The 26,973-nt window shown below is 41.3% G+C and carries 28 protein-coding genes and 1 riboswitch; of the genes, 5 read left to right on the top strand and 23 right to left on the bottom strand.

Going from position 1 to position 26,973, the window contains the following annotated elements; translation table 11 throughout:
• Window positions 1–714, top strand: a 714-nt coding sequence (locus TY15_RS13480) for an exosporium glycoprotein BclB-related protein (protein WP_042374813.1), incomplete at its 5' end; no start/stop codon positions are given.
• A 310-nt stretch (window positions 715–1,024) separates the two neighbouring features.
• Here TY15_RS13480 and TY15_RS13475 read toward each other — a convergent pair.
• On the bottom strand, window positions 1,025–2,308 hold the full coding sequence (locus TY15_RS13475) for a UDP-glucose dehydrogenase family protein (protein ID WP_074432812.1): 1,284 nt from the start codon (window positions 2,306–2,308) through the stop codon (window positions 1,025–1,027).
• A gap of 532 nt (window positions 2,309–2,840) precedes the next feature.
• A complete protein-coding gene (locus TY15_RS25170) occupies window positions 2,841–2,972 on the bottom strand; it encodes a hypothetical protein (RefSeq protein ID WP_257000217.1) in 132 nt (43 codons plus the stop codon).
• Between the two features lie 213 nt (window positions 2,973–3,185).
• Here TY15_RS25170 and TY15_RS13470 point away from each other — a divergent pair, with 213 nt between their 5' ends.
• Window positions 3,186–3,368 (top strand): hypothetical protein, encoded by a 183-nt coding sequence (locus TY15_RS13470; RefSeq protein WP_040204255.1) that lies wholly within the window; start codon window positions 3,186–3,188, stop codon window positions 3,366–3,368.
• Window positions 3,369–3,414: 46 nt separating this feature from the next.
• Here TY15_RS13470 and TY15_RS24290 read toward each other — a convergent pair whose 3' ends face one another.
• Window positions 3,415–3,579, bottom strand: coding sequence for a hypothetical protein (locus TY15_RS24290; RefSeq protein WP_157042260.1), 165 nt, complete (start codon window positions 3,577–3,579; stop codon window positions 3,415–3,417).
• A gap of 54 nt (window positions 3,580–3,633) precedes the next feature.
• Window positions 3,634–3,718, bottom strand: a riboswitch (cyclic di-GMP riboswitch).
• Window positions 3,719–3,962: 244 nt separating this feature from the next.
• On the opposite strand from TY15_RS24290, the gene TY15_RS13465 reads away from it, so the two are divergent.
• Window positions 3,963–4,730 (top strand): M15 family metallopeptidase, encoded by a 768-nt coding sequence (locus TY15_RS13465; protein ID WP_040204257.1) that lies wholly within the window; start codon window positions 3,963–3,965, stop codon window positions 4,728–4,730.
• Window positions 4,731–4,940: 210 nt separating this feature from the next.
• On the opposite strand, the gene TY15_RS13460 is transcribed toward TY15_RS13465, so the two are convergent.
• The 4 genes from TY15_RS13460 to wecB form a co-directional block, all read right to left on the bottom strand.
• Complete coding sequence (locus TY15_RS13460) at window positions 4,941–6,122, bottom strand: toxic anion resistance protein (RefSeq protein WP_040204258.1); 1,182 nt, start codon at window positions 6,120–6,122, stop codon at window positions 4,941–4,943.
• The gene (locus TY15_RS13455; RefSeq protein ID WP_040204260.1) at window positions 6,119–6,778 is read right to left on the bottom strand and encodes a 5-bromo-4-chloroindolyl phosphate hydrolysis family protein; all 660 of its coding nucleotides are present in this window, start codon (window positions 6,776–6,778) and stop codon (window positions 6,119–6,121) included. The genes TY15_RS13460 and TY15_RS13455 overlap by 4 nt, the downstream gene beginning before the upstream one ends.
• 384 nt (window positions 6,779–7,162) lie before the next feature.
• Complete coding sequence (gene gloA2 / locus TY15_RS13450; RefSeq protein WP_040204261.1) at window positions 7,163–7,549, bottom strand: SMU1112c/YaeR family gloxylase I-like metalloprotein; 387 nt, start codon at window positions 7,547–7,549, stop codon at window positions 7,163–7,165.
• Window positions 7,550–7,705: 156 nt separating this feature from the next.
• Window positions 7,706–8,857 carry a non-hydrolyzing UDP-N-acetylglucosamine 2-epimerase gene (gene wecB / locus TY15_RS13445; protein WP_040204263.1) on the bottom strand — a complete coding sequence of 384 codons (1,152 nt, stop codon included), beginning with the start codon at window positions 8,855–8,857 and terminating at the stop codon, window positions 7,706–7,708.
• A gap of 292 nt (window positions 8,858–9,149) precedes the next feature.
• Between wecB and zupT the strand changes: the two genes are divergently transcribed.
• Window positions 9,150–9,959, top strand: a complete 810-nt coding sequence (zupT, locus tag TY15_RS13440) for a zinc transporter ZupT (protein ID WP_040204265.1) — start codon at window positions 9,150–9,152, stop codon at window positions 9,957–9,959.
• Between the two features lie 81 nt (window positions 9,960–10,040).
• Here zupT and TY15_RS25255 read toward each other — a convergent pair whose 3' ends face one another.
• Genes TY15_RS25255 through TY15_RS13430 form a run of 3 tightly spaced genes read right to left on the bottom strand, consistent with a single transcriptional unit; the run spans window position 10,041 to window position 12,139 of the window.
• Window positions 10,041–10,994, bottom strand: a complete 954-nt coding sequence (locus tag TY15_RS25255) for a YifB family Mg chelatase-like AAA ATPase (RefSeq protein ID WP_306454183.1) — start codon at window positions 10,992–10,994, stop codon at window positions 10,041–10,043.
• 3 nt (window positions 10,995–10,997) lie between these two features.
• A complete protein-coding gene (locus tag TY15_RS25250; RefSeq protein ID WP_306454184.1) occupies window positions 10,998–11,537 on the bottom strand; it encodes a magnesium chelatase domain-containing protein in 540 nt (179 codons plus the stop codon).
• Window positions 11,522–12,139: a transposase gene (locus TY15_RS13430; protein WP_244440930.1), complete on the bottom strand. Its 618-nt coding sequence runs from the start codon at window positions 12,137–12,139 to the stop codon at window positions 11,522–11,524. Before TY15_RS13430 ends, TY15_RS25250 begins: the two co-directional genes overlap by 16 nt.
• Before the next feature lie 332 nt (window positions 12,140–12,471).
• Between TY15_RS13430 and TY15_RS13425 the strand changes: the two genes are divergently transcribed.
• The gene (locus TY15_RS13425) at window positions 12,472–12,735 is read left to right on the top strand and encodes a hypothetical protein (protein ID WP_040204267.1); all 264 of its coding nucleotides are present in this window, start codon (window positions 12,472–12,474) and stop codon (window positions 12,733–12,735) included.
• A 198-nt stretch (window positions 12,736–12,933) separates the two neighbouring features.
• Here TY15_RS13425 and galU read toward each other — a convergent pair whose 3' ends face one another.
• From galU to TY15_RS13350, 13 genes are all read right to left on the bottom strand, one after another.
• The gene (gene galU, locus TY15_RS13420; RefSeq protein ID WP_040204268.1) at window positions 12,934–13,845 is read right to left on the bottom strand and encodes a UTP--glucose-1-phosphate uridylyltransferase GalU; all 912 of its coding nucleotides are present in this window, start codon (window positions 13,843–13,845) and stop codon (window positions 12,934–12,936) included.
• A 123-nt stretch (window positions 13,846–13,968) separates the two neighbouring features.
• Window positions 13,969–15,291 (bottom strand): sensor histidine kinase, encoded by a 1,323-nt coding sequence (locus TY15_RS13415; protein WP_040204270.1) that lies wholly within the window; start codon window positions 15,289–15,291, stop codon window positions 13,969–13,971.
• 1 nt (window position 15,292) lies between these two features.
• A complete protein-coding gene (locus TY15_RS13410; protein WP_040204271.1) occupies window positions 15,293–15,970 on the bottom strand; it encodes a response regulator transcription factor in 678 nt (225 codons plus the stop codon).
• A gap of 304 nt (window positions 15,971–16,274) precedes the next feature.
• The gene (locus TY15_RS13405; protein ID WP_040203175.1) at window positions 16,275–16,787 is read right to left on the bottom strand and encodes a hypothetical protein; all 513 of its coding nucleotides are present in this window, start codon (window positions 16,785–16,787) and stop codon (window positions 16,275–16,277) included.
• 210 nt (window positions 16,788–16,997) lie between these two features.
• Window positions 16,998–18,299 carry a putative bifunctional diguanylate cyclase/phosphodiesterase gene (locus TY15_RS13400; RefSeq protein ID WP_040203173.1) on the bottom strand — a complete coding sequence of 434 codons (1,302 nt, stop codon included), beginning with the start codon at window positions 18,297–18,299 and terminating at the stop codon, window positions 16,998–17,000.
• 176 nt (window positions 18,300–18,475) lie between these two features.
• Window positions 18,476–18,814: a hypothetical protein gene (locus TY15_RS13395; protein ID WP_040203172.1), complete on the bottom strand. Its 339-nt coding sequence runs from the start codon at window positions 18,812–18,814 to the stop codon at window positions 18,476–18,478.
• Window positions 18,815–19,001: 187 nt separating this feature from the next.
• Window positions 19,002–19,910 carry a sugar-binding transcriptional regulator gene (locus TY15_RS13390; RefSeq protein ID WP_042374854.1) on the bottom strand — a complete coding sequence of 303 codons (909 nt, stop codon included), beginning with the start codon at window positions 19,908–19,910 and terminating at the stop codon, window positions 19,002–19,004.
• Window positions 19,911–20,184: 274 nt separating this feature from the next.
• Window positions 20,185–21,615 carry a dihydrolipoyl dehydrogenase gene (gene lpdA, locus TY15_RS13380; RefSeq protein WP_042374812.1) on the bottom strand — a complete coding sequence of 477 codons (1,431 nt, stop codon included), beginning with the start codon at window positions 21,613–21,615 and terminating at the stop codon, window positions 20,185–20,187.
• Between the two features lie 13 nt (window positions 21,616–21,628).
• A complete protein-coding gene (locus TY15_RS13375) occupies window positions 21,629–22,963 on the bottom strand; it encodes a dihydrolipoamide acetyltransferase family protein (protein WP_040203166.1) in 1,335 nt (444 codons plus the stop codon).
• Between the two features lie 16 nt (window positions 22,964–22,979).
• Window positions 22,980–23,969: an alpha-ketoacid dehydrogenase subunit beta gene (locus TY15_RS13370; RefSeq protein ID WP_040203164.1), complete on the bottom strand. Its 990-nt coding sequence runs from the start codon at window positions 23,967–23,969 to the stop codon at window positions 22,980–22,982.
• Window positions 23,970–23,987: 18 nt separating this feature from the next.
• Complete coding sequence (locus tag TY15_RS13365) at window positions 23,988–24,971, bottom strand: thiamine pyrophosphate-dependent dehydrogenase E1 component subunit alpha (protein ID WP_040203162.1); 984 nt, start codon at window positions 24,969–24,971, stop codon at window positions 23,988–23,990.
• Window positions 24,972–25,207: 236 nt separating this feature from the next.
• Complete coding sequence (locus TY15_RS13355; RefSeq protein WP_198138245.1) at window positions 25,208–25,561, bottom strand: PTS glucitol/sorbitol transporter subunit IIA; 354 nt, start codon at window positions 25,559–25,561, stop codon at window positions 25,208–25,210.
• Window positions 25,562–25,585: 24 nt separating this feature from the next.
• The gene (locus TY15_RS13350; RefSeq protein ID WP_042374811.1) at window positions 25,586–26,863 is read right to left on the bottom strand and encodes an NAD(P)H-dependent oxidoreductase; all 1,278 of its coding nucleotides are present in this window, start codon (window positions 26,861–26,863) and stop codon (window positions 25,586–25,588) included.
• Between the last annotated feature and the right edge of the window lie 110 nt (window positions 26,864–26,973).

Below are 26,973 nucleotides of genomic sequence, written 5' to 3'. Positions count from 1 at the left end.
GGCGCTGCTGGTGTTGCTGGCGCTACCGGTCCTCAAGGTCCTACTGGTGCTGCTGGTATTGCTGGTGCTACTGGTCCTCAAGGCGCTACTGGCGCTGCTGGTATTGCTGGTGCTACTGGTCCTCAAGGCACTACTGGTGCTGCTGGTATTGCTGGTGCTACTGGTCCTCAAGGCGCTACCGGCGCGCCGGGTACAGGAGCAATTATTCCTTTAGCTTCGGGTGGTCCAATCGTCATGACAACAATTGCAGGTGGATTAGTTGGAACGGCTAGTGTTCTTGGATTCGGCAGTTCCGGGACAGGCATAAGTCTGCTAGGCGGAACCATCGATTTAACAGGCGATTTAGCCGGTCCTCTAATTAATTTTGCATTTTCCGTTCCTCGCGATGGAACCATTACATCCATTTCCGCATTCTTTAGTACCACGGTTGCATTAGCACTAGTAGGGTCGTCGGTTACAATTACTGCTCAGTTATACAGCGCTCCTGCCACGAGCAACGTGTTTACTCCAATCCCTGGTGCCTCAGTAACATTAACACCGGCTCTGACTGGCGTAATTGCATTAGGTACAATCAGCAGCGGAATTACAACATCTTTGGCCATACCAGTCGCTGAGACAGATCGTTTATTAATGGTCTTTTCCTCATCGGCAACAGGACTAAGTCTTATTAATACTGTTGCTGGCTACGCAAGTGCAGGATTTACCATTGAGTAATAAATAGAAAATAATGAAAAGGGGCTTCTATTCAAAAAGAATAGGCCCCCTTTGTATTAAAAAAACACCATCCAATAAAGAAAACTCGCCGATTGGCGAGTCCCTAAGGGCGAAGACAGAGGCGTAGTTCGTCGAAAAGCACAGCTTTTCGACTGCGATGCCAATGCTCCGAAGCTTTCCTTAGTGCACATATGCCTGAAAGGAAAGTTATACTTTCCTTTCAGCCAAAAAAAAAGAGTAGAAATCTACTCCTTCTCATCGTTTTAAATATTTTAAAATGAGCAAATAATAACATGTGTGCCTTACAGTTCTAATAATTAGCAACTCCTAAATAATGAAATCCAAAACCTTCCGTGTCATCCCGATCAATGATATTCCTGCCGTCAAAAATAAACGGCTGCTTCATTAACTGCTTGATGCCCGTCCAATCCAAGTTTTTATACTCATCCCAATCCGTACCAATGACTAAGGCATCCGCACCAGCTACCGTTTCCTCTATCGTAGCTAATTGCAAGAATGGCGACTCCTCCATTTTTACAATTGGATCATGCGCCTTCACCTGTACCTCCTCTTGTAACAATCTCTCAATTACTTTTAGACTAGGTGATTCTCGCGTATCGTCCGTATTAGCCTTAAAGGCTAATCCCAACACAGCAATTGTCTTATTTTTCAAATCATCGCCAAGGGTTGCTTTGATTTTTTCAATCAAATAGTGAGGCTGTTCCTCGTTTACAGTCACGACACTCTCTAATATCGATAACGGAACCTTATTTTCTTTCGCAGTTTTAATTAAGGCATTCACATCCTTTGGAAAACAGGATCCGCCATAACCCAAACCAGCATGAAGGAAATGTGGTCCAATCCGATGGTCAAGACCAATACCTTTTGAGATATCATTCACATTGATCTGAAGTTTATCACATAATCTCGCTAATTCATTAATAAAGGAAATTTTCATCGCTAGGAAGGAATTGGCAGCATACTTAATCATTTCGGAGGCTGTTGGATTGGTTTCAATGATTGGACATTCAAAATCCTTATATAAATCACGCATCATTATGGTCGCTGTTTCACTTGTTGTCCCAATGACGATTCGATCAGGTTTTAGAGCATCCTGGAGAGCGGAACCTTCCCGAAGAAACTCAGGATTGCTGACGACATCAAATGGAATTTGAGTCCTTTGTTTGTCGCTAACCCATTGGGTCACTAACTCAGCCGTTCCAACAGGCACTGTACTTTTCGTGACAATCACTTTATATTTGTTCATATATTTCCCAATTGATTCGGCAACGCTTTTTACATAGGAAAGATCTGCACTTCCATCCGCATCTTGTGGTGTTCCGACACAAATGAAAATCAAATCATTCTCTTTCACCGCTTTTTCTGTTTTCCTTGTAAAGGTTATATGTTTAGCAGCGACATGCTTACTTAACAAGGCATCGAGCCCTGGCTCGTAGAAATGAAGTTTACCCTCTTTTAAGGATCGGATTTTGTTTTCATCAAGATCTAAACCCGTTACCTGATGACCCATTTCACAAAAAATAAGGCCTGTCGTCGTCCCCACATAACCAGTGCCGACGATTAAAATTTTCACAGTTACTTATTCCCCCTTTGATTCAAATAGATAAAAAGATTGGTGACCATCCTTCCTTATTCAACTCATAGCCAGTCATTTCACAACGATTTTGAAACGCACCCTTCCCTTCTAACCTACTATTTAATTTATTCGCAAATGTAATTTGTGGAAGGTTGTCCAACCTATAAAGGGCAATAAATGGGGCGTTGTCCGTAGAGCTCAATAAGGATAGGGTCATTAGTCATGATTCATAAAAATGAAAAAATCACTTATACACAGATCCCCCCACAGTTATCAACATTTTTTATATTTCTATCCACAATTATCGCAATATTATCAACAGTTAAACTATAGTTACGCACATGATATGTGCATAACTGTTTGTTTATTTTATGAAAAATAAAAAATATTCACAAAGTTAATACATTTATCCACAATACAAAGGAAAATATCCACAAATCCCCAATATCTATCAATAGTTTTGCAAAAATTACTCACAAATAAAGACCTAGATAAAATTCTAGGCCTTTGGTACTCATCTTGTTATTTTTCAACTTTCAGGGGGTTCCGATTCATCACTGCGCTCAACGATTTCCTTTAGCTCTCCTGTATCCCCTTTAGCATTAATGATTTCAAAAATTTGATTTAACCCTTCACTTGTTTCATCCTGCTTATCTTTCAAAAAAACACCACCTTTTTCATATAGAATGTCCATTTACTGGTTAACTATTTATGATTTTCCATTATTTTTTAATGTGATAATTCCCGTAACAGTATCAACTGCTGGGTCAGGGAGAATGTCGAAAATATTCTTGTCCAGTTTGACAAGTTTCTTCTTTCTTCACCATTGTGATTTGCTATCTTAAAAGAAATAATAGGCAAGGGGGACAAATGAATGCACTTTGAATTATTGTTAGATGCCGTACTTGGTGAACGGCAAATATTCCATATAATTGAATGCCCTGTCTGTGGTTTTGAAGAAATCTATTATGAACATCTACTAACGAAAAGACTGGTTGGACGAGCCTGTTTCAACTGTAATTTTGTCCAGAGGTTTGAAAAACAACAAAAAGCCTAGGTTAGTTCCTAGGCTTTTCCTATTTTATCACTTAAAATAGTATCCATTACATTTTCATTTCGAATTCTACCGCCTTGCTACTATGATAAGTTGCTTTAACCTTTAGCTTCATTCTTAATTCTTCACTTAGGCAATCCTGCTGTAAGAGTTCATTGTGCCGGTGCTGGAACAGATGATAATAATATTTACCCCTAATGAACATTTTTAACACATGAAAACCTCCTCGATTGTTGGTTTACATAAATCGCGGGAGTTAGTCGTCGTGTTCGGTAACTGGCTAGCATCGTTGTTACACCTTAGCCCCTTTAGTTTTGCGTCACCATTTTTCAATGGTTTTGCCGTTTCGTACGATTTATGTGTTTATTAAAAATATAAGCAACATAACAATAAAATAAAAGAGTCTTAAGGCCCATCGTGTGTAAATATATGGTTGGTTTTGGTCATCTTGTTTACAAATGTGTTACACCTGAAACTTGTGCCATTCTTTAACGTCATATCGTTGTATACTTTATTATGGTCTTACGTTTTAAATGTCATAAATAGTGTCCATGATGGATATATAGAAATGAATTTTTATTATAAAGGAAGTTTATCATGCCAAAATTACTTTTCACTATTCTATTTCTAATGCTAGTACTCACTACAGCCGGCTGCTCAGGAAATTTTTCTCATAATAGCGAGAAAATAGTTAGTAAACCGCCCGTCCCTGCTAACAAGTCATCAGTACCTAGGAAAAATGAAAATAGTACCCAACAGGATACGAGTATCCAAGTCATTTCAGATCCAGAAGTCATTCCTGTGCTTGTCAATAAGAAGAATAAATTGCCAGAAAGTTATAATCCTAGCGATTTAGTTTTTCCAGACATTCCATTTACATTTAAAGAGAAATTACCAAAAAGAGAAATGCGCACCGAAGCGGCTGACGCTATCGAAAAATTATTTGCTGGTGCAAACCAAGATGGAGTGAGTCTCCTTGGTGTTTCAGCCTATCGATCCCACGAAACGCAGACTGCCTTATTTAATCACTACGTTAGCATGGATGGATACGATTCCGCCTTAACCTATAGTGCCTTGCCAGGAACGAGTGAGCATGAAACAGGCCTTGCGATTGATGTAACAGGCGGGAATGGAAAATGTGCGGCCGAGGAGTGTTTCGAAGGAACGCTTGAAGCTGAATGGCTCCAAAACCACGCAGCCGAATACGGCTTTATCATCCGCTATCCAAAAGGAAAAGAGTCAATCACCGGCTACAAATACGAACCATGGCACCTCCGTTACGTCGGAGAAGCCATCGCCAAAGAAATCATGAACCGTGGCATCACCCTTGAAGAATACCTAAATACCACACCGGTGAATCACTAATTGGTGCCTGACACCCTTTATGGACACTGTCCACCCGTAGTGGACACATCCGTGATTAATTCAGAATTAAGCTGCTTTTTCATAAACAAAACAGGGCCTCCGCTGAAGTGTTCAGCGGAGGCCCTGTTTTGTGTTAAATTAGTTTATATGTTTCGAGGTTGAGAAATGTCCAGCTCTGTACGCCAAAAAGTGGGCAACTTAACGTTTTTCTTATTTCCCTTTTATTTCTAATAGCTTTAGACGAAGGTCGTTTTCCATGTTTGCGAGTTCCTGCTCAGCAAGGCGGCGTTTGTTTCTGCCTTCTTCTTGGATTCGCATCGTTTCTTCAAGTGTGGAGATTAAGCTTTCCTGTGTTTTCTTGAGTGTTTCAATATCGACAAGACCGCGCTCGTTTTCTTTCGCTGTTTCAATCGTATTTGTCTTTAACATTTCCGCATTCTTTAATAATAGCTCATTGGTGGTTTTCGATACTTGTTTCTGTGCCTCAACCGCATGACGCTGGCGGATTAATGTTAAAGCAATCGCTACTTGATTCTTCCATAAAGGAATAGCTGTCACAATCGATGATTGAATCTTTTCTGCTAGCGCCTGGTTCGTGTTTTGAATCAATCGGATTTGCGGTGCACTCTGAATCGTGATTTCACGACTTAATTTTAAATCATGCAGACGCTTGTCTAAGCGGTCAGCAAATTGAATCATGTCATTGACTTCTTGGAACTTCATTTGATCATTGGTAGTTTCTGCTGCTTTTTTTAACTGAGGAATGATCTTTGTCTGCATTTCTTCCAACTTGATTTCACCAGCTGCAATATAAATATTCAGGGCATGGAAATATTCTTTATTCGTTTCATAAAGCTGTTCAAGAAGTTTAATGTCTGATAAAAGGACATTTTTACTACGATCGAGCTTCACGCTGATTCGATCAATCTGTGCACCTGTTTTTTGATATTTAGAGAGCACTTCTTGAAGTGAGCCAGAAATTTTCCCAAACATACGTGCAAATAAGGATGGCTTCCCTTCCTTCAAGTCATCTGGATTTACCTCATTCAGCCGCTTCATTAAATCATTGATGATATCCCCAATTTCGCCAACATCTTTTTTCTGCACATGCTCAAGCATGGCATGAGAGAAGGATAGTAGTTTTCCTTGGGCTTGGGTACCGTAAAGGATCATGGCTTGATGGTTGGTCGGATCGATTTGTTCAGCAAGCTGGTACGCCTTTGCTCTGTTTTCCTCTGGAATGACATCAATTAACTTTACCGGTTTTGGTTCATTGGCTTGAGTTTGCTGTGGAGTTACACTTTTGCTGAGCTCTAGTTGATCGCCAAAAGGATTAGCGAGAATATCATCTAATAAATCTCCAGATTTCTGGAGTGGATTGTTTTCACTCATTTTTTTAGCCACCTATTTTCATCAGGGAATTTCAATTCTTTTTTCTTTTCAATGGTATGCTTAGCCACATCAATTTCAAAATTCAATGTGTCGATGTCATTGGAAATCACATGATACAAGTCCTCTTCCAATACCTTAGATAGTTCGTTTAAGGTTCTCCGCGTTTCAATAAGGGATTGCCCCATTTCTGCATTTTTCTTCGGTTGCGCAGATAAGAAGCTATACTTTTCAGTCAGCTCAACAATCGAATCTAAATGGGAAAAATAAAATTCTTCTGCTTGGTAAAAACGCTTTGGTTCCTTGCTCGTCATCTTGTGTATTTTTTTGGTAATCCTGTGTATGTCAATTCGTTGTTTAACAGAATAGATATCACGAATCTTGAAGATGTTCTTATTCAAGCGTTTGATTTTCAGCTTCGCTTCCCTTAGATTTTTCTGAATGTAACGATATTCCTTTCTAGAGAGCTGGTGCTTTTTCAAATAGGTTGTGTTCATAAATAAAGACATGACCACATGGGTAAGAATTCCCCCTAGGATGGCATAGAAAATAGATGTCCAGAAGGTGAAATCCAATGGTATAAAGCATATAAGCCATGTAAGAACAGTTATAGGAACTGCTACAAACGAGCGAACGAAAAATGACAAAATCGGGTTCATACTGAATCGACTCCTGACTTATTAATCCTTTATATTCATACGAATAAACATAAAGGAATGTTTCACTAACTTAAAAAAAACCTCATCAAAACAAGTCCTAATCATTTACTACTTCCACAATACACCAAAAAACTCCTGCCTACCATAGACCATAAACGGAAAGAAACCTAAGACTTAAGACGTATTTTTTGGTGATGTTGTTTTTGGTGGTGTCAGGCACCGCTCGTGGACACCGTCCGCCTGGAGTAGACACTATAAACAAACGAGTCCTAGTTATAGTTTGGACTCGCCCGGTTGTTTTTCCTTCTATTAACTTAAAGGATGGTTATTTTTTAATTGCGACAGTAATTCCGGCCGATATTTATTCCTCCGTCTTACGATAAATTACCGTTCGTACAGTTCAATTGGCAGTCCATCTGGATCGGCGAAGAAGGTGAATTTTTTGCTAGTTTGTAAATCGATACGGATCGGTTCAACTGTAATGTGATGACGGATTAATTCCTGTATTGCTTCTTCAATGTCCTCTACTTCAAACGCAATATGCCGTAACCCTCTAGCTTCTGGATAGCTTGGGCGTTCCGGTGGATTAGGGAATGAAAATAATTCAATCTGGTATTGTCCGCCCACTTCTAACTCTAGCTTATAGGAATCCCTTTCTGCTCGGTATATTTCACTTAGCGGTGTTAGTCCTAGAACGTCCACATAAAAATTCTTTGATCGTTGGTAATCTGAACAAATCACGGCAACATGATGAATCTTCTTTAACTTCATATACAATAACCTCCTAAAACAATCTCACAAACAAAAACCCCCTTGCCTACCTAAATAGACTAGAGGGCCAAACAAACTCGCAACATACCTCAAATAGAGTTAATTGTCCTCCTGAGGCGGAGGGTGTCCACGAGTGGTGCCTGACACCACTTTAGTTTAATTGCCCCCCACAAAGTCCTCAGGTCTCTCTTGGCCCTTGTTGAAGTGGTAGAGGATGGCTTCGACGATTCTCTTCGATGCATAGCCGTCTCCATATGGGTTTGAGGCTTTTGCCATTTGATCATGGGCAGCTCTTTCTGAAAGCAGTTCATCCGCCATACCAAAAATTGTCTCTTCATCGGTTCCTGCCAATTTTAAGGTACCAGCTTCTATTCCTTCTGGACGCTCGGTGGTGTCTCTTAGTACAAGCACTGGTACCCCTAATGATGGAGCCTCTTCCTGAACACCGCCAGAGTCAGTCAAAATTAAATAGGCTCTTGAGGCAAAATTATGGAAATCAATGACATCAAGCGGTTCAATCAGATGAATTCTGTCATTTTCCCCCAATATACGATTGGCGATTTCACGAACAACAGGATTCATGTGCACGGGGTATACTACTTGAACATCATCATGCTTTTCCACCACACGGCGAATTGCACGGAACATATTTTCCATTGGTTCTCCTGTATTCTCACGGCGATGTGCTGTCATTAAAACTAGGCGATCTTCGCTAAGTTTTTCTAATACAGGGTGAGAATAATTTTCCTTTACAGTCGTTTTTAAAGCATCGATTGCAGTATTGCCTGTAATGAAAATAGCTTCCTCCCTTTTATTTTCCACTATCAGGTTTTGCTTTGATTGAATAGTTGGTGAAAAATGTAAATCTGCCAAAACCCCCGTCAACTGACGATTCATTTCCTCTGGATATGGAGAATATTTATTATGCGTCCGCAGTCCTGCCTCCACATGACCTATTGGAATAGAATGATAGAAAGCAGCCAGACTTGCAACGAACGTGGTCGTCGTATCACCATGAACCAACACAATGTCAGGTTTCACTTCTGCTAAAACCTGATTTAGCCCTTCTAAACTTCGAGTCGTGACATCAATTAATGATTGTCTTGCTTTCATGATATTTAAATCGTAATCCGGTGTTATATCAAAAATTGTCAAGACCTGATCAAGCATTTCACGGTGCTGAGCCGTTACCGTTACAATTGATTGAATTTGGTCAGGATATTTTTCTAATTCTTTTACAAGTGGAGCCATTTTAATAGCTTCCGGCCTCGTTCCGAATACGGTCATTACCTTCAACTGATTTTTCATAAAAACCTCCGGGTATACTAGATCCTCTCTATGCCACTATACAAAATTGAGATTATCGACAGGATCCAGCATATTTATTTTTTCAATTATAAATTATTTCCCCATAATTCTACACTAATATGATAACAAATTCTTTACTATTCCAAAAGCAACGCAATTAACCTAATTAATTAGATATTTCTCATCGGAAACATTTCTGAATACGTGCATATAGAATATAACTAAACAGAAAAAGTCTAGGCGGAATGATGGGTATTTGATAAGATCCCGTTCATAAAGGAGTGAAGCGAGGTTGACTGAAAATCTGCTATTAGCTTTTGGATTAACATTATTTGCTGGCCTTGCCACCGGAATAGGCAGCGTTCTGGCATTTTTCACCTCACACACCAACACAAAATTTTTATCTCTTACCCTTGGCTTTTCTGCTGGGGTGATGATTTATGTCTCCATGATCGAAATTTTTGTAAAAGCCAAAATTGCACTTGTTGATGCGCTTGGACTCGTGCCAGGAAACTGGCTGACGGTCGGTAGCTTTTTTGCTGGCATGCTCTTAATTGCCAGTATCGACAAATTTATCCCCAAGCAAAGCAATCCACATGAACTGAAAAAAGTCGAAGATATGAATCTTCAAAGTAGCAATGGAACAACGCCCGATTTGTTAAAAATGGGAACTTTTACGGCCCTTGCGATCGGAATTCATAATTTTCCTGAGGGGATTGCCACCTTCACTTCTGCACTCCAAGATCCTAAGCTCGGTATCGCCATCGCCGTTGCAATAGCCATCCATAATATTCCTGAGGGAATTGCTGTTTCCGTTCCTGTCTACTTCGCAACAGGTGATAAGAAAAGAGCCTTTAAGCTTTCCTTCTTGTCAGGATTGTCTGAGCCAATTGGGGCATTAGTTGCTTATCTTTTCTTAATGCCGTTTCTAAATGAAATCATGTTTGGCATCATTTTTGCTGCGGTTGCAGGAATAATGGTATTTATTTCACTCGATGAATTATTGCCCGCTGCCAAAAGATACGACGAAGCACACTTATCAATCTATGGTCTGATCGGCGGCATGGCGGTCATGGCATTAAGCCTATTACTATTTATATAAAAGGGCCTCTTTTTCACTACATCTACCTAGTTAATGGTGCCTGACACCTTTAACTTCTCCCTTAAATTAAAAAATCTTTTATTACAGTTGATTGAGTTGAATGGCCTCCTCGATACTGTTGTCGGTAATGGAGGGGCACGCTTGCAGATCTGAAATCGTGCGGGCGAGGCGTATGATTTTGATTTGGCTGCGGTTACTCCAATTTTCTTTTAATGCTTTTTCCTGAATGATGGACTGTTGGGTGATTGATAAAGGACTTGCCCGCAAAAGTATTTCATACGGGACGCTACTATTACAGAGCTCTTTTCCATATCTTTCATATTGTCTTTCCCTAGCTTTTCTTACTCTTTCACGCACAATGCTAGACCGCTCCCCATTTCCCAACTTGGCGGTTTCATCAAATTTAATTGGTCTGAGGGATAGGTTAATATCAAATCGATCACGAAGCGGTCCTGAAAGTCTATTTTGATAAGAAAGAATTTGCTTTGGTGAACAGGTACAATAATGTGAATTTGAGCCAGCATATCCGCACGGACAAGGATTCATGGCTGCTATCAAAACAAAGGAAGCGGGATAGGTTATCGATGCATGGGTTCGGCTAATCGTTATGTGCCCACTCTCTAACGGTTGCCGTAACATATCTAATGTTTTTTTCGTGAACTCTCCAATTTCATCCAGAAAAAGTACACCACGATGAGCAAGCGAAATTTCACCTGGCTTTGGGTATTGCCCCCCGCCGATAATCGCGATGCCAGAGGCAGAGTGATGTGGATTTCGAAATGGAGGCATATTACATCGTGTGTAATTATTACGACTTAATTGATACAAACTGAGTACCTCTAGTTGAGCTTCCTTTGTTAATGGGGGAAGTATGGATGGAAAACTTTCGGCTAGCAAACTTTTCCCACAACCAGGTGGACCGGTCATTAAGACATGGTGTTCCCCAGCCGCTGCGACCTCTAGCGCGTGTTTGGCACTGGAATGCCCAACGATTTGTTGAAAATCCACATCAATTTCTGCATTAGAAAAATCCATTTCCTATTTCTTTTTTAAAATAGGAGGTACCCATAGACCTGTAAGATGTCCAATGACCTCTTTTAGCGAAGATATATATACGATGTCTAATCCTTCGATATCGAGCGTAGGGAAATGATCATCAACTGGTATATAAAGCCTCTGTAAGCCTAGTTTTTGGGCTGCAAGAACCGCAGGCAAAAGCCCCTCAACAGTTTGTACTGATCCATCTAAAGATAACGCCCCTAAGAAACCCGTATTTTCTGGAATGATTACCTCTAATTCATGCAGGCTCACTAACAAAGCAATCGCCATCGATAAATCAAATAATGACCCCATTTTCTTTTGATCCGCTGGTGAAAGGTTAATTATTATTTTATTACCTGATAAAACATATCCTAAAGAACGAAGAGCTGCAATTATCCTCTCTTTCGACTCTTTCACAGCGGTATCGGGTAAACCGACAATTTTAAAAGAATCATTCCCTACATACGTCCCCACTTCGACATTAACCCGATAGCCTTCCATACCCATTAAGCCGATACTCGTTACTCGTGCCCACATGGAAGCCACGCCCCCTCATGCTTGAGAAGTTTGCCGTTTTCCCAAAAAAACCTCTCAGTTGCAGCCGATTTTACATATTGTTCATATTGTTGGGGTTGCGGATCAGGAAAGTACGAAAGAATGGATTTGGGGTCAATATGAGGATTTTCTTCACCATATAGATAAGCCCGATAGCTGCTCCAAGGATAATCCTCAGGCTCGTCCACCATTCCTGCATTTACCGGGTTTAAATGAATATATTTGCTCACATCAATCTCATATTCTTGTGAATTTAGTAGTTCAGCACCATAGCGTTTATCAAACACATGGCCAGAAAAGTCATACTTTTTGTTAATATATTTGGCATATTTTGTATTGAGATTTTTCATGATGATGCTAAGGGGGGTATCAAGGGTTTCAAGTTGAAGATGGATATGATTGGTCATCAAGCAATAGGTGTGGAGATGAAAGGGGTATCGAGTTCTTGTTTCTTCTAAAAAAGAAAGATATTTCTCATAATCCTCCTCCTCATAAAATAGCCAACTCTTCCTAATCCCTCTGCTCGTGATATGAAACTTTGCTCCTTCAAACCACAAGCGAACATTTCGAGCCAAACTAATCACTCCTTTACGATATGATTACGATAAGATGATATCTGGTGTCAGGCACCACGGCTTACTTCTTTATTATACTAGGATTTTCCATGTTAGTTAGGGCTATTTGAAGTTGTAACAAAATGTTCAAAGCTGATTCTAGTATAAGCCCTGCTCATCCAAAGTGGGTGGTACCATTTGTCCAGGAAAACAACCAAGCCTGAAATTCGTCAATAACGTATAAAATGAGAAATGTTTAAATATTTATTTAGTAGATGCAACTCCATCAAGATTCAATCAAGACGGGTTTAACTAAACTTCTGTAGAGGACATTTTATTTCTTACTTTTTCTTAAGGGGGGAATGTCTCTGAAAATTATACGATTGCTTCAAAGAGTAGTGGGAATTCTCCTTCTTGGTTATGGAATTTATCTTATCTTCGGTACGCAGGATTTTTTTGGTACCATATTAATTATTTTGGCATTTTTAATTTTCCCAAGTTTAAATAAGGAGAAAGGCCAATCCCACGGCGATAGAGTTGATACTCACGACCAGTACCATAATTCAAGCGTCGATCACGACACTTCCTCCGGTGGCGGGGATTCAAACCAGGAAGGTGGAGATTAATCATTCTCCCTCATGCCATTCCAAAAAAATGTCCCTATTCTGTGAGCAGAACAGGGGCATTTTTTTGGAATGGACGGATGAATCAAACATCCTATTTTAACAATTCTTATAATAATAGCCAACCATCTTCCCAATAGCATGTCCCTCTCAGATGGACATTGTCCACGGACGGTGCCTGACACCATTTACCGACACCATTTATACTTCCTTTGTAGGGGTTTCTAGTTGATTACTTTTTTCGTTATCTGCGATGAGTTCTTTTAGGAATTGGATTAGTTCATCGTGAATGCCTTCTTGTTGGAGGGCAAACTCAATGGTTGTTTTGACGAAGCCCAATTTCTCTCCGACATCAAATCGTTTCCCTTCGAAATTATAAGCAAACACCCGTTGAATCTGATTGAGCTTTTGAATGGCATCTGTTAACTGAATTTCACCACCTGCGCCTTCCTCCTGCTGGTCTAAGTACATAAAGATCTCTGGCGTTAAAATATATCTTCCCATAATCGCTAAGTTTGATGGTGCCGTACCTGGCTTTGGCTTTTCTACAAAATTCTTAACTTGATAAAGCCTTCCATCCTGCTCCATCGGATCAACAATCCCATAGCGATGTGTCTCATTTTCTGGAACATGCTGCACCCCAATGATCGATGAAAAGGTGGATTCATATTGATCAATCAGCTGTTTTAAACATGGAGTGTCACTTTGAACAATATCGTCCCCTAAAAGGACTGCAAAGGGTTCATCCCCGATGAAATTCCTGGCACACCAAACCGCATGACCTAAACCTTTTGGTTCCTTCTGACGGATATAATGGATGTCAGCAAGATTAGAGGTATAGTTCACTTGTTTTAAGAGATCCCATTTTTCTTTTTCCATTAAATTTTTCTCTAGCTCTGGGGCAAAATCAAAATGATCCTCAATCGCACGTTTCCCTTTACCTGTGACAATAATAATATCTTCAATACCAGCTGCAATTGCTTCTTCGACAATATATTGAATCGTTGGTTTGTCCACAATAGGAAGCATTTCTTTTGGCATGGCCTTTGTCGCGGGTAAAAAGCGTGTCCCGAGCCCCGCAGCAGGGATAATGGCTTTACGAACTTTTTTCACGGAATGTCTCTCCTTTTAATCACTTTAACTATTTTGTAAATTATTACAATACATTCAGCTTTCCCCAAATTAAATAGACAATAATCAAAATGATTATAACATACCTGATAGTATTAGACATGGTTACATCGGAATACTTGTTTTAAAAACAGCACCCTCGATCTCCCCATTATAAGCCATGATGGACCCACCATGTCCCTCTATAATAGCCTTCGTTATCGCAAGTCCAATTCCTGAACCCCCAGCCTCACCACTATAAAATCGGTTAAACACTTTTTCCTCCTCGCCTGGAGAAAATCCTTGTCCATCATCGATTATCTCGATCATCATTTTCTTGTTCTCATGGTAACATTTTACCAAAACTGCTGTCTCCGCGTAACGAATGGCATTCCCTAATAAGTTAATTAAAGCACGCGTCAATTTCTCTTTGTCTAATGTCACTTTACCCATTAGCTGATTGTCGATGACTATGTTGATTCCCCTCTGATCAGCAACAACCATAACACTTTGAATGGCAGCTCGAATTACTTCTTCAAGTGATGTCACACCAAACCTGAAGCTATCTTCCATCCCCTCAAGCCTAGCTAAGTAGGTAATCCCCTCAACAATTTGTTTCAAGCGTTGGCTTTCGACAATAATTACGTTCAAGCTCCGCTCCACATTCTCGCCTACCACCACTCCATCCAGAATTCCCTCTGCATTGCCCTGAATCGCCATCAAAGGGGTTTTCAATTCATGCGAAGCATTCTGAAAAAATAACTTCTGGTCCTCATCATATTGCCTGAGTTTATGGGATAAGAGATTGAAGCTTTCTGCTAACTCCCCAATTTCATCCCTCGATTGGAGATCAATCTCATCAGTTCGCACCTTAAGAGAAAAATGTTTCATATGCTCCGCCAACCTTTGAATTGGCCGCGTCAGTTCCCGTTTGAAAAATAGCCCCAATACCACGGCGATTAAACCTGAAATAGCTAAACTGATGAGCTGCGACCTTCGCATCAACTTATTGACTTCCTGCAACTCCTCCAGATGCGCCACCAATGTAACATATCCAAGTGTCTTACCATTTTTATTCGAAATCGTAACTGTTTCAAAAACAAATTTTCTCCTGTTGCCTTGCCCAAATTTCATATCAATCAAGGCCGGATCATTCAAATCTGTATAAATGACCTCCCGCTCACTGCTCCATATGATCAATTTCGAAGACATTAATCGCTCCGAGACAGCAAGTGCCTTTCGATTCGTTAGCCTATCTTTCACTGTAGCACTCGATAGAACGGATTTGCCGAGTAATTGACTAACCACTTTTGCCTCTTTCTGTAGCTGAGCCTCCGTTTCATGAATTAAATAACTCTGGGAAATAAAGCGGAAGGACAAGCTAGTTAGTAAAAAAATACTGATGATTAGTAAAAAATATGTCAATAGGAGCTTTGTGCCAATCTTCATGCTATTCATCCAACCTATACCCATAGCCCCAAATGGTGGAAAGCTCAACTGAAGACTGATGCATTTCAAGCTTTTTCCGCACCCGTTTGACAAGGTCATCGATCAATCGCCCGTCCCCAGCAAATTCATACCCCCAGATAAACCCTAGCAGATCTTCTCTTGTAAAAGGTTTTCCTATATTTCGTGCCAAAAAGACGAATAATTCGTACTCTTTAGTTGTCAATTTAATTTCTAGACCATCCTTTTCTATGTAACGCCGCTCGAGGTCAATGGTTATATCCCGAATGATAATTGTTTGCTTCAGACAATCGCTTGCTTTTTCCATTCGTTTAAACAAATTCTTGATTCGTACCATCAGCTCTCTTGGACTAAAAGGCTTCGTCAAGTAATCATCGCCGCCAAGCTCCAACCCCAAAATCCGGTCAAACTCGCCATCACGTGCCGAAACAAAAATAATGGGTATATCGCTTGATTTCCTTATTTCCTTACAAAGCTCTAGACCATCAATATGGGGCAGCATAATATCAATAATCAGTAAATCTGGCTTTAAGCGCAGCATCTCTTGATAAACATTCTTCCCATCTGAAAAAAGAGTTATCTTATAGCCTTCATTTTCTATGTATTTTTGCAAAATATCACGGATGTTTTTTTCATCATCCACGACAAAAATATGCTTCATCACCAGATCACCTCGTTCCCATTATATAAAGAAAACTAGCCGATTGGCGAGCCGTAAGGAGAAGACAGGTACGCTATACTAATTGGAAGGCTTATAGGAAAAGCGCAAGGCGCCCGCCTATCGGCGACAAGCACAAGACGAGCCGGCCGAAAGGTTGTTCTTTAACCTTTTGGTCGGATTGGCTTGTGACCTCGAGCCGATGGCGCCTGGAGCTGGACAATTCTCAAAGTCAAAATTTATACTTTCTTATCTTATAAAAAAGAGAAGATAGCTCTTCAACACTATCTCCTCTTACGAAGTCTCCCTATTTCAATAGATCAATGAGCTTATCTAGCTCTGTCAATTTCTCCTTTAATTTCGCATTCACCTGCTGCTGTGTAGCCAATAGCTTCGTAAATTGGTCACTGCCCTCACCCTTTTTCATCGCTTCTTTTAAAGCCTTTCGCTCATCTTTCCCCTCTGTTAACAAAGGTTTCAGTTGCTCGTTTAATGTTTTGAGTTGCTTTTTAATCTCTTTTGCTTGTTTGAAGTTCTCTTTAGACCCGCTATTTTTAGCTGCTATCAATAGATCCACTAGCATATCTTTTTTTACAATCGCCTGTTTTCTAAGATCTAGCCGATCTTCCCTCAATTGATTGACTTGGTGAATTTGATCTTTAAATTGGCTGAGCATATCCAACCGATTGCCAAGATGATTACCCATTCCATTTGCCTCTATCACTTGTTGGTCACCAGCTGCAGAAACACTGTGAATCCCATATACACCTCCACCTAACAATATGAGCGTTCCAAGTCCTGCAATTAAGCCCTTTTTCATCACTATCATCCTCTCTCTTCACTTGTCCTGATTACACCCTCAGTATAGTCAAAAGTTACGGCACAACTTCGGAACAAATAAGTGAAAAGTATGTGAAAATAGATTCCTTTTTAACTACTGTTAAAAATCCATAAAATCAGTAGATTCGAAAGCCATAAAACTACGAACCTGAAGGATAAAAAAACCGAGCTTTATAAATAGATCTGGTTCCTAAGACTTTTCTTCGACTCTGGCTTCAATTTTTGCAATGGAAGCAGTCAAAACTACAGAAGATAAAGGCCTACTAATAAAATATCCTTGAATAATATCACAGTTTAGGTTTTTCCATTCCCTATATTGTTGTGCATCCTCAATGCCTTCAATAATCACCTGCACATTTAAATTATGGGCCATCTGAATAATTGGTGAAATAACGCCGACATGGTTTTTATTTTTCAATAAGCTAAAAACAAAATTTCGATCTAGCTTAAGATAATCGATAGGAAGCTTCAGAAAATCAGAGATTGAGAAATAACCATTTCCAAAATCGTCCAAAGCAATCGTAAATCCCATTTCCTTCAACGAATACAACCGTTCATTAACATCTTTCACCGTATAAACCTCAATATTTTCAGTGATTTCTAATGTTAATTGCGATGCGGAAACCGCGTATTGGCTAAGTAGATTGGAGATTCTTAGTAAGAGAGAATCCAGCAACAGTTGATTAACCGACAGATTGATCGAATATTTCAGCGGCACATTCTGCTCACTAGCAATTTGTTGACAAACTGTTTCAAACACCCAGTAAAATAAGCTATTCCCTATGCCCGTCTCCTCCGCATAGTTAATAAATTCAGCAGGTGAAATCTCTCCTAAGTCTGGATGATGCCAACGGATCAAGGCTTCTACACCGATAATCCTCCGTTGCCCTAAATGGTACTGAGGCTGATATTGAACATAGAGCTGTCCTTTTTTCAGGGCATACGGAAGGTCATTTTCAATCAACATCTTCCGGTAAGCGGCTTCGTTCAACTCCCCATTGAAAAAGGAAAAGCAATTCTCCCCGCTCTTTTCTGCTTCCATCATTTGCACTTTCGCCGTTTCCTTTAATGTATGTGGCTCCTCGGCTCCATACGGATACATGCAGATTCCTATATTACTTGTTATCGAAACATGATGGAAATCAACAGTATACCGCTCAGAACAGGCTTGGATAATTCGCTCGCAGATTACCCTGCAATCATCCTCCGTAATATCTGCGATCACCAGGATAAAATCAGTACGATTCACTCGTATGATCGTATCAATGTCCCTAATAGACCGGTTAAGTCTGGTAATCATTTTGCTCATTAAGATGGTTTCTATTTCAACATCCTTCTGATGTAATAACTCGAGTGGAATATGGAATCTTAGATAACAAACTGCTGTCGACAATTGCAATCTCTTACTAAAAGCTAACGTCAATTTGAGACGTTCATTGAGACGTTCTATATTCGAGAATTCGGCCTTATATTCATTATTTTTCCCTTCCATATTTACCGCTCCCCCCAATAGATTGGTTTTAGACGATTTCTTCGCTGCTTCCTCCACGAGAATCAAGAAACATAAAATGGACCCATTCCCAAATCAAAATTCAACGCTAGCCATAAAAAAAGACAGGGATTCTGCTCACTGTTCCGAGTGTCAGGCACCTAACCCCATGTCTATATTTATTGAACCTTTTTATTGATTTTTTTCAAGGCTTCCTTCGTCTCATTTAAGTACTTTACAAGCCTTAACGGTTTACTTAGGACTCGCTTTGGAAATCCTTCGATAAATTTCCCGTGATCGGTTTTGTATTCATCGGTTAATCTTGTTGGTTTTGACGTAACACGCTTATAAACTTCCTTATATAGTTCCCTCATCGGGTTCATTTCCGTCTCGATTGTACGGCGGCAGTTTGTACAATCAATGCTTTGAATCTTATCGTTTAAATATTGAACATGATGCAAGGTTTCATCATGACAATGTGAGCAATAAAGGGTGACATCTATTTCTGAAATTTTCATATAGGTCTTCTCCTTTACAAATAGTTCACAAACTCTCTGATTGTAGGACATAACACTGATTTCTTAGTATTTACTAATGAACCTTGATTTTATATATCCTCTACTATATATATTAATTAAAATTGTTAAACAAGTACCAGTATAAACTCAAGTTTTTTTCAATATTTTTAAAAAAATATAAAGGCCATTACTCCTTAACCTTCTTTAAAATTGCACTTGCCATTTGTTCATCGACGATCAGCACGTTTATAAACTGACCTCTTAATGCACCGAGTACACTTTCTGCTTTTTGTTCCCCTTCGACAACGGCAACCACTTTTTGGATTCCCTTTAATTCGTCCAAGGTAATCCCGATGATTTTATTGCTTGTTGGATCACTGATTTGCTCGCCCTGTTCGTCAAAAAAACGAAAGCCAATATCGCCGACAGCTCCCAATTCACGGAGATGGCTCACATCCTCTTCTGTCAAATACCCAATCTTCATTAAAGTGGAATCGTTAAAGGGATTGCCAATGCCGATCAGGGCAAGGTCGACCTGCCTGCCACTTTCTAAAACCGTCTCAATATCCTGCATGGCCATTAACCGTTCCCTCAGCTCTTCTGTCTCGACAATCGCCGGGGCATATAGATAGGTGCAAGTACCGTTAATTTTCTTCGCGAATTCGTTGGCTAGTTGGTTCGCATGAATTTCAACTTCCTTAACACCCATCCCCCCTTCCAATGGGACAATCTTAATTTCGTCTCTTCGCTCATATGGATATTCTTGAACGAGAGCAGCAAGTGTCCGCCCCCATGAAATCCCAATCCTTTGGACACCCTTCATATTATGCGAAATATAGTTGGCACCGGCCAGCCCTACGGCCCGTTTTACTATTTCTCTCGATTGACCGCTATTCGGCACCACAATGGCATCGTTCAATCCGAAACGTTTTTCTAGCTGCTGTTCGAGTTCCACGGTTCTAACTGTTTCATCTTTTATATAAATATTTACAATCCCTTCATCCTTTGCTTTTTGCAGCAATTTGGATATGACGGGTCTTGATACACCTAATTTATTAGCAATTTCGGCTTGCGTCCAGCCATCCTTATAATACATGCTGGAGACTTTCACCAACTGCCTCTTTTCTTGCCACTCCACGAATCCATCTCCTCACGACACGTCGGTAAAATCCATTTTTTGTCTATCCTTATTTTACACGATACGGTTTCCAAAATCATCCTTAGTGACTAAGAATTGTCCATGTTCACATTTCGATAAGGGGGAGCTAGAATCCTCCTTGTCGAAATAAGTAAATCTAATACTAAATAGAAAAGCGCCGAGGCTCTTGTCCCCAGCACTAAACAAAACGGATCCCATCCCCATTTCTAAATCAAAACACTTGTTCAATCGGATTAGCATACTGCTTTACCGGCTTCCCCTTCCTTTTTAGCTGGTGTACAGCCTTCACAGCGGCTTCAAAAAAGGTTTCAGAAATCGTTGGGTGCGGATGGATCATTTTTGCCGCTTCCTCAATCGTTCCTTCTAGATACATAAATGCCGATGCTTCAGAAATCATTTCTGTTACATGCGAACCGACCATGACCACACCAATGATTTCACCGTATTTCTCCTCGTAAATCACTTTTGTGAAACCATCTGGTTCTCCGGCACTCAAGGCCTTTCCGCTTCCCGCAAAATCAAATTTTTCAATGCGCACCTCGATCCCCTGCTTTTTGGCCTCTTCTTCCGATAATCCTACAGAGGCAATCTCTGGAAGTGTATAAATACAGCGCGGCATCACGCTGTAATCGATTTGGTCGGTGATTCCGGCTGCATTATTGGCAGCAACTACCCCTTCAGCACTGGCAGCATGGGCAAGCTGCCAGCCGCCAATCACATCGCCAACAGCGTACACATTTGGCATACTGGTCTGCATTTGCTTATTCACCTTAATAAAAGGCCCTTCTTGCTCTAAGTTTACCGCGCTTACTGCCGTCACATTTGGACGTCGGCCCGTGCTGACAAGTAGCGTCTCTGCCGATAAGGTTAACCTATTTCCCTTTGCATCCACGCCTATAACCGTCTTCCGGTCAGCTGCTTCTTGTACCTCCAGCACCTTGGCGCCGAGATGAAGCTTTATTCCTTTCTTCTTCAAACTCCTTGCCAACAATTTAGCGGCATCCGCATCCTCGGTTGGCACAATCTGATCAGCCGCCTCCACGATCGTCACCTCTGCCTTCAACGAGGCAAAAATGGTCGCAAATTCGACGCCTATCACACCGCCTCCGATGATGAGTACCGATTGCGGAATTGCTGGTAGATCAAAAATCGTATCACTCGTGTCATACTTTACTGAAGCAAGTCCAGGGATGGGTGGTACTGCAGGCGTCGACCCCGTAGCAACGATGACCTTTTCGGCCTGAAGGATCTCCTCACCAGCTGCTGTTTTGACCTTGACAACCCCGTCTGGAAAAAGGAAACCGTACCCGTTGTAGACATCAATCTTACCCTGTTTTAGTAAAAAGGCGATCCCGGCGCGTAACCGCTCAATCACATCATTTTTTCGTTTTTTCATTTTATCGAATGAAAGGGTCAAGGGACCGGTCTCAATTCCCCAGTCTCTTGCCTTTTCAATCTGTTCAATGATTTCCGCATGCTTTAAATACGTTTTAGATGGAATACAGCCTCGATTTAAACAAGTCCCACCGAGAAAGTCAGCCTCAATCAGGGCAGTTCTTTTGCCAAGTTCGGCTGCATGAAGGGCAGCCACGTAACCGCCAGGACCTCCACCTATCACGACTATTTCATAGGATGGTTTCAACTCGTTCACCTCCTTACACAAGTAATTCAAATGGATTTTCAAGAATTTGTTTCAGTTCAGTTAAAAAAGCAGCTGCCGGTGCACCGTCAATGGCACGATGGTCAAAGGATAGGCTGAGTGTCATCATCGGACGGATTTCAAGTGCGCCATTGATCGCCACTGGTTTATCGAGAATTCGACCTACGCCGAGAATGGCACTTTCAGGCTGGTTAATGATTGGCGTAAACGCATCTATTGCATACATGCCAAGATTGCTAATCGTAAACGTAGAGCCTTTCAACTGCTCAGGGAGTAATTTATTTTCCCGGGCCCGCTGCCCAATTTCCTTTGCTGCTTGGGTAAGCTCCGCCAATCCCTTCCTAAGAACATCCTTCACAACTGGTACCATTAAACCACCAGGTACAGCCACCGCCAGTCCAATATGAATGTGTTCGTGCTGAAGGATTTCGTCTCCTTCAATCGATACATTCACTTCTGGATGACGGGAAAGGGCTGCAGCTGAAGCCTTGATTAACACTTCTGTATAGGATAAACGTAGATCTGTTTGCTTCTCGACGATTGGTAAAAGGGAGGCGCGAAGCTCCTTCACCTTTGTCATGTCCACATCTGTCGTCAATGTGACGTGTGGAGCAGTGTATGCACTATGTGCCATCCGTTCCGCAATCACCTTTCGCATGCCAGACATTTTCTTTCGTGTTGCTGGAACAGGAATGGTCTCTTTTTTAGGTGTTGAGGCAACGACATCCATTTTTGTGATTTTCCCGTTGATCCCGCTGCCTGTCACAGCTGCTAAATCAATTTGTTCGCCAGCTGCCAGCTTCCGTGCCAATGGTGTCGCCTTTGGTGAAGTCGTTGCTCCTTCCAACACAGCAATGACATCCTTCCTATGCACACGGCCATTTGGGCCACTTCCTTTTATAGCTGTTAAAGTTAATTGATTCACTCTGGCAAGCTTACGGGCTGCTGGAGTGGCACGTGGCTTTTCTGTCTGCTGATTATTGTCAGCGCTTACTTCAACAAGACTAGAAGTTTCTGCAGATACAGCTTGATGCTTCATCCCCACTTCTTCAGTACCAGATATACCTGGTGAAACATCAGGGATGGTTTCATCCGCAACACCGATATAACCAATAATTTGATTGACCGGTACTTGATCATCGACTTCGACATACTTTTTTAACAATATACCCGCGTCATACGCTTCCACTTCGATATTAATTTTATCAGTCATAATTTCAAAAAGCGGTTCGCCAATCTCAACGCTTTCCCCTTCCTCTTTCAACCACTGAAGGAGAGTACCTACTTCCATCGTGCTACTAAGCTTTGGCATAAAAATTTCCTTTGCCACGGTTAAGCCCTCCTTGTTATTTATACTTGACTGTTTCTCTTACAGCGGCGAGGATGTCTGGCACTTGAGGAATAGCGGCTTTTTCTAAATTAGGGTTGTAAGGAATCGGTACCTCTTTTCCACCAAGACGTTTAATCGGTGCGTCCAAATAATCAAACGCTTCACTTTCTGCTACCATGCTGGCAATTTCCCCACCGATGCCGCCGCGGCGTACGGCTTCATGGACCACAATTAACCGACCGGTCTTTTTCACTGAATCAATAATCGTCTCCTTATCAAGTGGGACAATCGTCCGAGGATCGATCACCTCGACGCTAATGCCTTCTTTTTCAAGTTGTGCAGCTGCCTCAAGTGCTTTATGGACCATGATTGCCGTAGCGACAACGGTCACATCTGTTCCTTCGCGTTTGATATCTGCCTTGCCAATTTCAATGGAGTAGGGTTCTTCCGGTACTTCAGCGGATGTTTTGTACAATAATTTATGCTCGTAAAAAATAACGGGATTGTCATCGTCCATTGCCGCCTTCAATAACCCTTTCACATCATAGGCCGTAGACGGCTGCACGACTTTTAAGCCTGGGATATGGGCCATCCACGCCTCTAAGCTTTGGGAATGCTGGGCGGCTGCGCCTGTTCCCGAGCCGGCTGGAGTCCGTAACACCATAGGAACTTTTCCTTTTCCGCCAAACATATAGCGTGTTTTTGCGGCCTGGTTAACCATTTGGTCCATCGCGATGGTGATAAAGTCTGAGAATTGCAATTCTAAGATCGGTCGCATGCCTGTTAACGCCGCTCCGATCGCTGCACCGGCAATAGCTGCCTCCGATATAGGGGTATTGCGCACCCTCTCTGGTCCAAATTCTTCGATCATACCACGGGTAACACCGAACGCCCCGCCGTATACGCCAATATCTTCACCCAGGATAAAGACATCCTCATTTTGCCGCATCTCCTGGCTCATCGCTTCCCTAACCGCTTCTAAATACGTAATTTCTCTTGTCGCCATTCTGTTCTCCTCCTTTATTTAAGCGTATAGATCCTCTAGTAAACTATCGATCGATGGTTCAGGGCTGTTTTCTGCAAACCTCACGGCCTCCTCAATTTCTGCAAGGGCCGCATCCTGTAGCTGTTTTGCCTCTTCTTCGTTGAGAACCCCTTCACTCTTCAAGAACTCTTTAAAGCGCTTAATGCCATCCTTTGCTCTCCACTCATTTTCCTCTTCACGCGTCCGATATTTTTTGGCATCACTTTTGGAGTGACCCTTCCAGCGGTATGTTTTCATTTCGATTAAGGATGGTCCAAAACCATTCCGTGCACGTTGTACGGCTTCGTCGACTGTATTCATAATTTCAACCATATCAAGTCCATCTACAACCTTGCCAGGGATTCCATATGCGTCAGCACGATCCGCAATATTTTCAATATTAGTCATTTCTTTTACTGATCCAGACATACCATATTGATTGTTTTCACAAATGAAGACAACGGGCAAATCCCAAATGGAGGCAAGGTTAACAGATTCATGAAAGCTTCCTTCATTAGAAGCTCCATCGCCAAAGAAGCAAAGGACAACATAGTTTTCTTTTTTCATTTTCGAGGTAAGGGCGGCTCCAACTGCAAGGGGTAAACCGCCACCGACAATTCCATTTGCCCCAAGGTTTCCTTTTTCCACATCGGCAATGTGCATCGATCCGCCTTTTCCTTTACAATAACCAGTTACACGACCGAACAGCTCCGCCATCATTTTGTTGACGTCTCCTTCTTTTGCGATGCAATGACCATGGCCGCGGTGAGTACTAACAATTTTATCCTTTGTCCCAATTACAGCGATCGAACCCGCAGCAGATGCCTCCTGACCGACACAGAGGTGAGTGGTTCCATGAATCAACCCTTTGGCAAAGAACTGATCCACCTTCTCATCAAAATAACGAATCGTCCACATTTGCTTATATAAATCCTTCAACTTTTCTTCCGTAATCATCTCAGGGAGTTTCAAAGTTTTCATCATTTCTTTTTCCTCCTTTTACATTTGTTCTTATATGTTACATTTGTAAACATCATAACCCCTATTACCCTTTCGGTCAAGTGAAATGAGGTAATTTTCTGAAATTTCCGGATAAAAAAAGGAAAAAAGTGGACAAGGTTTCTGCCAACCCATTCCTCCTTTTTCCTACCGCTGTTATTTTTCATCCATGTAAAAATCATTTGATGTTTCTCATAGCAATCATGCTTGGACCATCGATTTTATTTAATGGTAATAATTGTTCCTTCTTCAATAGTTGGAAAGTGATGTGGGGCAGCAAACACAGCCCCTGGCAGCACTTCCTCCATTGGTTCTTGAAAATAAATTGAGATGTGACCTAACTCTTCAAAGTTATGGTTCGCTAGTGTTCCAAGTGCTGTAATCGTAAAGGACTCTTCACCAAACTGAATGGTGCCGCCTTCCTTTAATGGCTCCTTCGTTAACGTTTCAAATTCATGTATGACCGCCAATTCTCGCAATTCCTTCGGGGCCTGCGGGCCGAAAAGAATGACGATTTTCTCCTCTTTAAACGTTGGTACTAAAACACCGATTTCTTGTACAACTGATTTCGTCACAATCATAACCTCCACAGAAAATCTTTATAACCTTACGAACGATCGATTTTCGATGCTTACTGGAAAAAGCTGATCCTGAAGGGCTCTTAATTTCCAAACGGTTGTTGATGGGTCAAGTTCGACATCCTCCACCGTTAAAAATTGCCCAACTTTGAGATCCTTTTTCACCACTACTTTTCCGCTGATCAAGCCGATTGGAATATGGCCGTTACGTTTCATGTCAACATGTGTCTCAAGTACACCGCGAACTGAATACCCACCGATACCATCCAATGTTTCGCCCGCTTTTATATCACGTTTTGCAACAGCAACAGTTTCAGAAATAGGTGCACCGATTGGATGAATCGAGGAATCATGCTGTAACACTGCTTTTGCGATCGTAATCGGCGTTTCTAAGCTTGCAAGGTGGTATGGGCGGTATAATGTATAATGGGGCCCGTTACCTACTTTTAAGTAACGAAGCTCTTCATCGACTGGCTCAAGTTCACTTTTTACAATAACGAATACGCCGGGTGCAAGACCGTCAACATATTCGACCACTCCGAAGTTATCTAACACACCGCCATTTTCTTTTAGGGTTAACTTTTCAGCCACATCTTGAACGGTTGCTGATACACCATGCATTCCCACTTTATCAGGAAGCAAGCCGGTGGCATTACTTAATAAGTTCATTTCTGCCATTGTTTTTGTACCATCTTGGAAAGCGGCGAGCATATGGGCACTCATATGTTTTTGTCTTGCTTCTTCGGCACAAACATCAGGATTGGACAAAGGGTTTAATTTATTGTTTTTCCCCTTACCAGCAACCAACACTTCTAAACCCATTGTTTTAGCAAATTCATATAATTCAAGAGTGGCGGCTGGCTCATCACCCGCAGAACCCGAATAAACCAATCCAGCATTATCAAACAATTGATACATAACAGAACCGATCGTAATATCGACTTCTACATTTAATAGAACAAGATGTTTTTTGGAACGCAATGTTTCTAGCGAGATATTTGCTCCAACTTCAGGGACCCCCGTTGCATCGACGATTACTTCCACATGTGGTGATTGAATCACCTCACGATAATCATTGGTGACAATAACAGGGTTTCTTACACTAGCCTGTGAGTGATAATAATCAGCCGCTCTTTGGGCAGCGGATACATTGACATCGCAGACCCCCGCCACAATCATGCCAGATATTTTAGCAATTTGTGCGATCATACCAAAGCCCATTTGACCCGCACCGATTACCCCTACCTTAATGGGGGCATTTTCACGTTCACGTTGTAAAAGCTGTTGATAAACTGACATGTAGATTCCTCCTAAATAAGTTCAATTCATAACGCTTACATTCTTTTCAACTAGTAATCTCTCCTGAATGATACCTAGTTCAAATGTTATCATGCGTGGCATAACATTTG

The organism is Neobacillus jeddahensis (assembly GCF_000612625.1).
In the GTDB taxonomy this organism is placed as follows: Bacteria; Bacillota; Bacilli; order Bacillales; family Cytobacillaceae; genus Neobacillus; species Neobacillus jeddahensis.
Note: the sequence above shows the minus strand (reverse complement) of the source record. Positions and strands in the feature narration are given on the sequence as shown.

Excerpts from the sequence above, each read along its gene's own strand:
- TY15_RS13470 (WP_040204255.1), top strand. The coding sequence starts at position 3,186 with ATGCACTTTGAATTATTGTTAGATGCCGTACTTGGTGAACGGCAAATA.
- TY15_RS13465 (WP_040204257.1), top strand. The coding sequence starts at position 3,963 with ATGCCAAAATTACTTTTCACTATTCTATTTCTAATGCTAGTACTCACT.
- TY15_RS13460 (WP_040204258.1), bottom strand. The coding sequence starts at position 6,122 with ATGAGTGAAAACAATCCACTCCAGAAATCTGGAGATTTATTAGATGAT.
- TY15_RS13455 (WP_040204260.1), bottom strand. The coding sequence starts at position 6,778 with ATGAACCCGATTTTGTCATTTTTCGTTCGCTCGTTTGTAGCAGTTCCT.
- gloA2 (WP_040204261.1), bottom strand. The coding sequence starts at position 7,549 with ATGAAGTTAAAGAAGATTCATCATGTTGCCGTGATTTGTTCAGATTAC.
- wecB (WP_040204263.1), bottom strand. The coding sequence starts at position 8,857 with ATGAAAAATCAGTTGAAGGTAATGACCGTATTCGGAACGAGGCCGGAA.
- TY15_RS25255 (WP_306454183.1), bottom strand. The coding sequence starts at position 10,994 with ATGGATTTTTCTAATGCAGAAATTGATGTGGATTTTCAACAAATCGTT.
- TY15_RS25250 (WP_306454184.1), bottom strand. The coding sequence starts at position 11,537 with ATGTGGGCACGAGTAACGAGTATCGGCTTAATGGGTATGGAAGGCTAT.
- TY15_RS13425 (WP_040204267.1), top strand. The coding sequence starts at position 12,472 with ATGTCTCTGAAAATTATACGATTGCTTCAAAGAGTAGTGGGAATTCTC.
- TY15_RS13415 (WP_040204270.1), bottom strand. The coding sequence starts at position 15,291 with ATGAAGATTGGCACAAAGCTCCTATTGACATATTTTTTACTAATCATC.
- TY15_RS13410 (WP_040204271.1), bottom strand. The coding sequence starts at position 15,970 with ATGAAGCATATTTTTGTCGTGGATGATGAAAAAAACATCCGTGATATT.
- TY15_RS13405 (WP_040203175.1), bottom strand. The coding sequence starts at position 16,787 with ATGAAAAAGGGCTTAATTGCAGGACTTGGAACGCTCATATTGTTAGGT.
- TY15_RS13400 (WP_040203173.1), bottom strand. The coding sequence starts at position 18,299 with ATGGAAGGGAAAAATAATGAATATAAGGCCGAATTCTCGAATATAGAA.
- TY15_RS13395 (WP_040203172.1), bottom strand. The coding sequence starts at position 18,814 with ATGAAAATTTCAGAAATAGATGTCACCCTTTATTGCTCACATTGTCAT.
- TY15_RS13390 (WP_042374854.1), bottom strand. The coding sequence starts at position 19,910 with ATGTATTATAAGGATGGCTGGACGCAAGCCGAAATTGCTAATAAATTA.
- TY15_RS13370 (WP_040203164.1), bottom strand. The coding sequence starts at position 23,969 with ATGGCGACAAGAGAAATTACGTATTTAGAAGCGGTTAGGGAAGCGATG.
- TY15_RS13365 (WP_040203162.1), bottom strand. The coding sequence starts at position 24,971 with ATGATGAAAACTTTGAAACTCCCTGAGATGATTACGGAAGAAAAGTTG.
- TY15_RS13350 (WP_042374811.1), bottom strand. The coding sequence starts at position 26,863 with ATGTCAGTTTATCAACAGCTTTTACAACGTGAACGTGAAAATGCCCCC.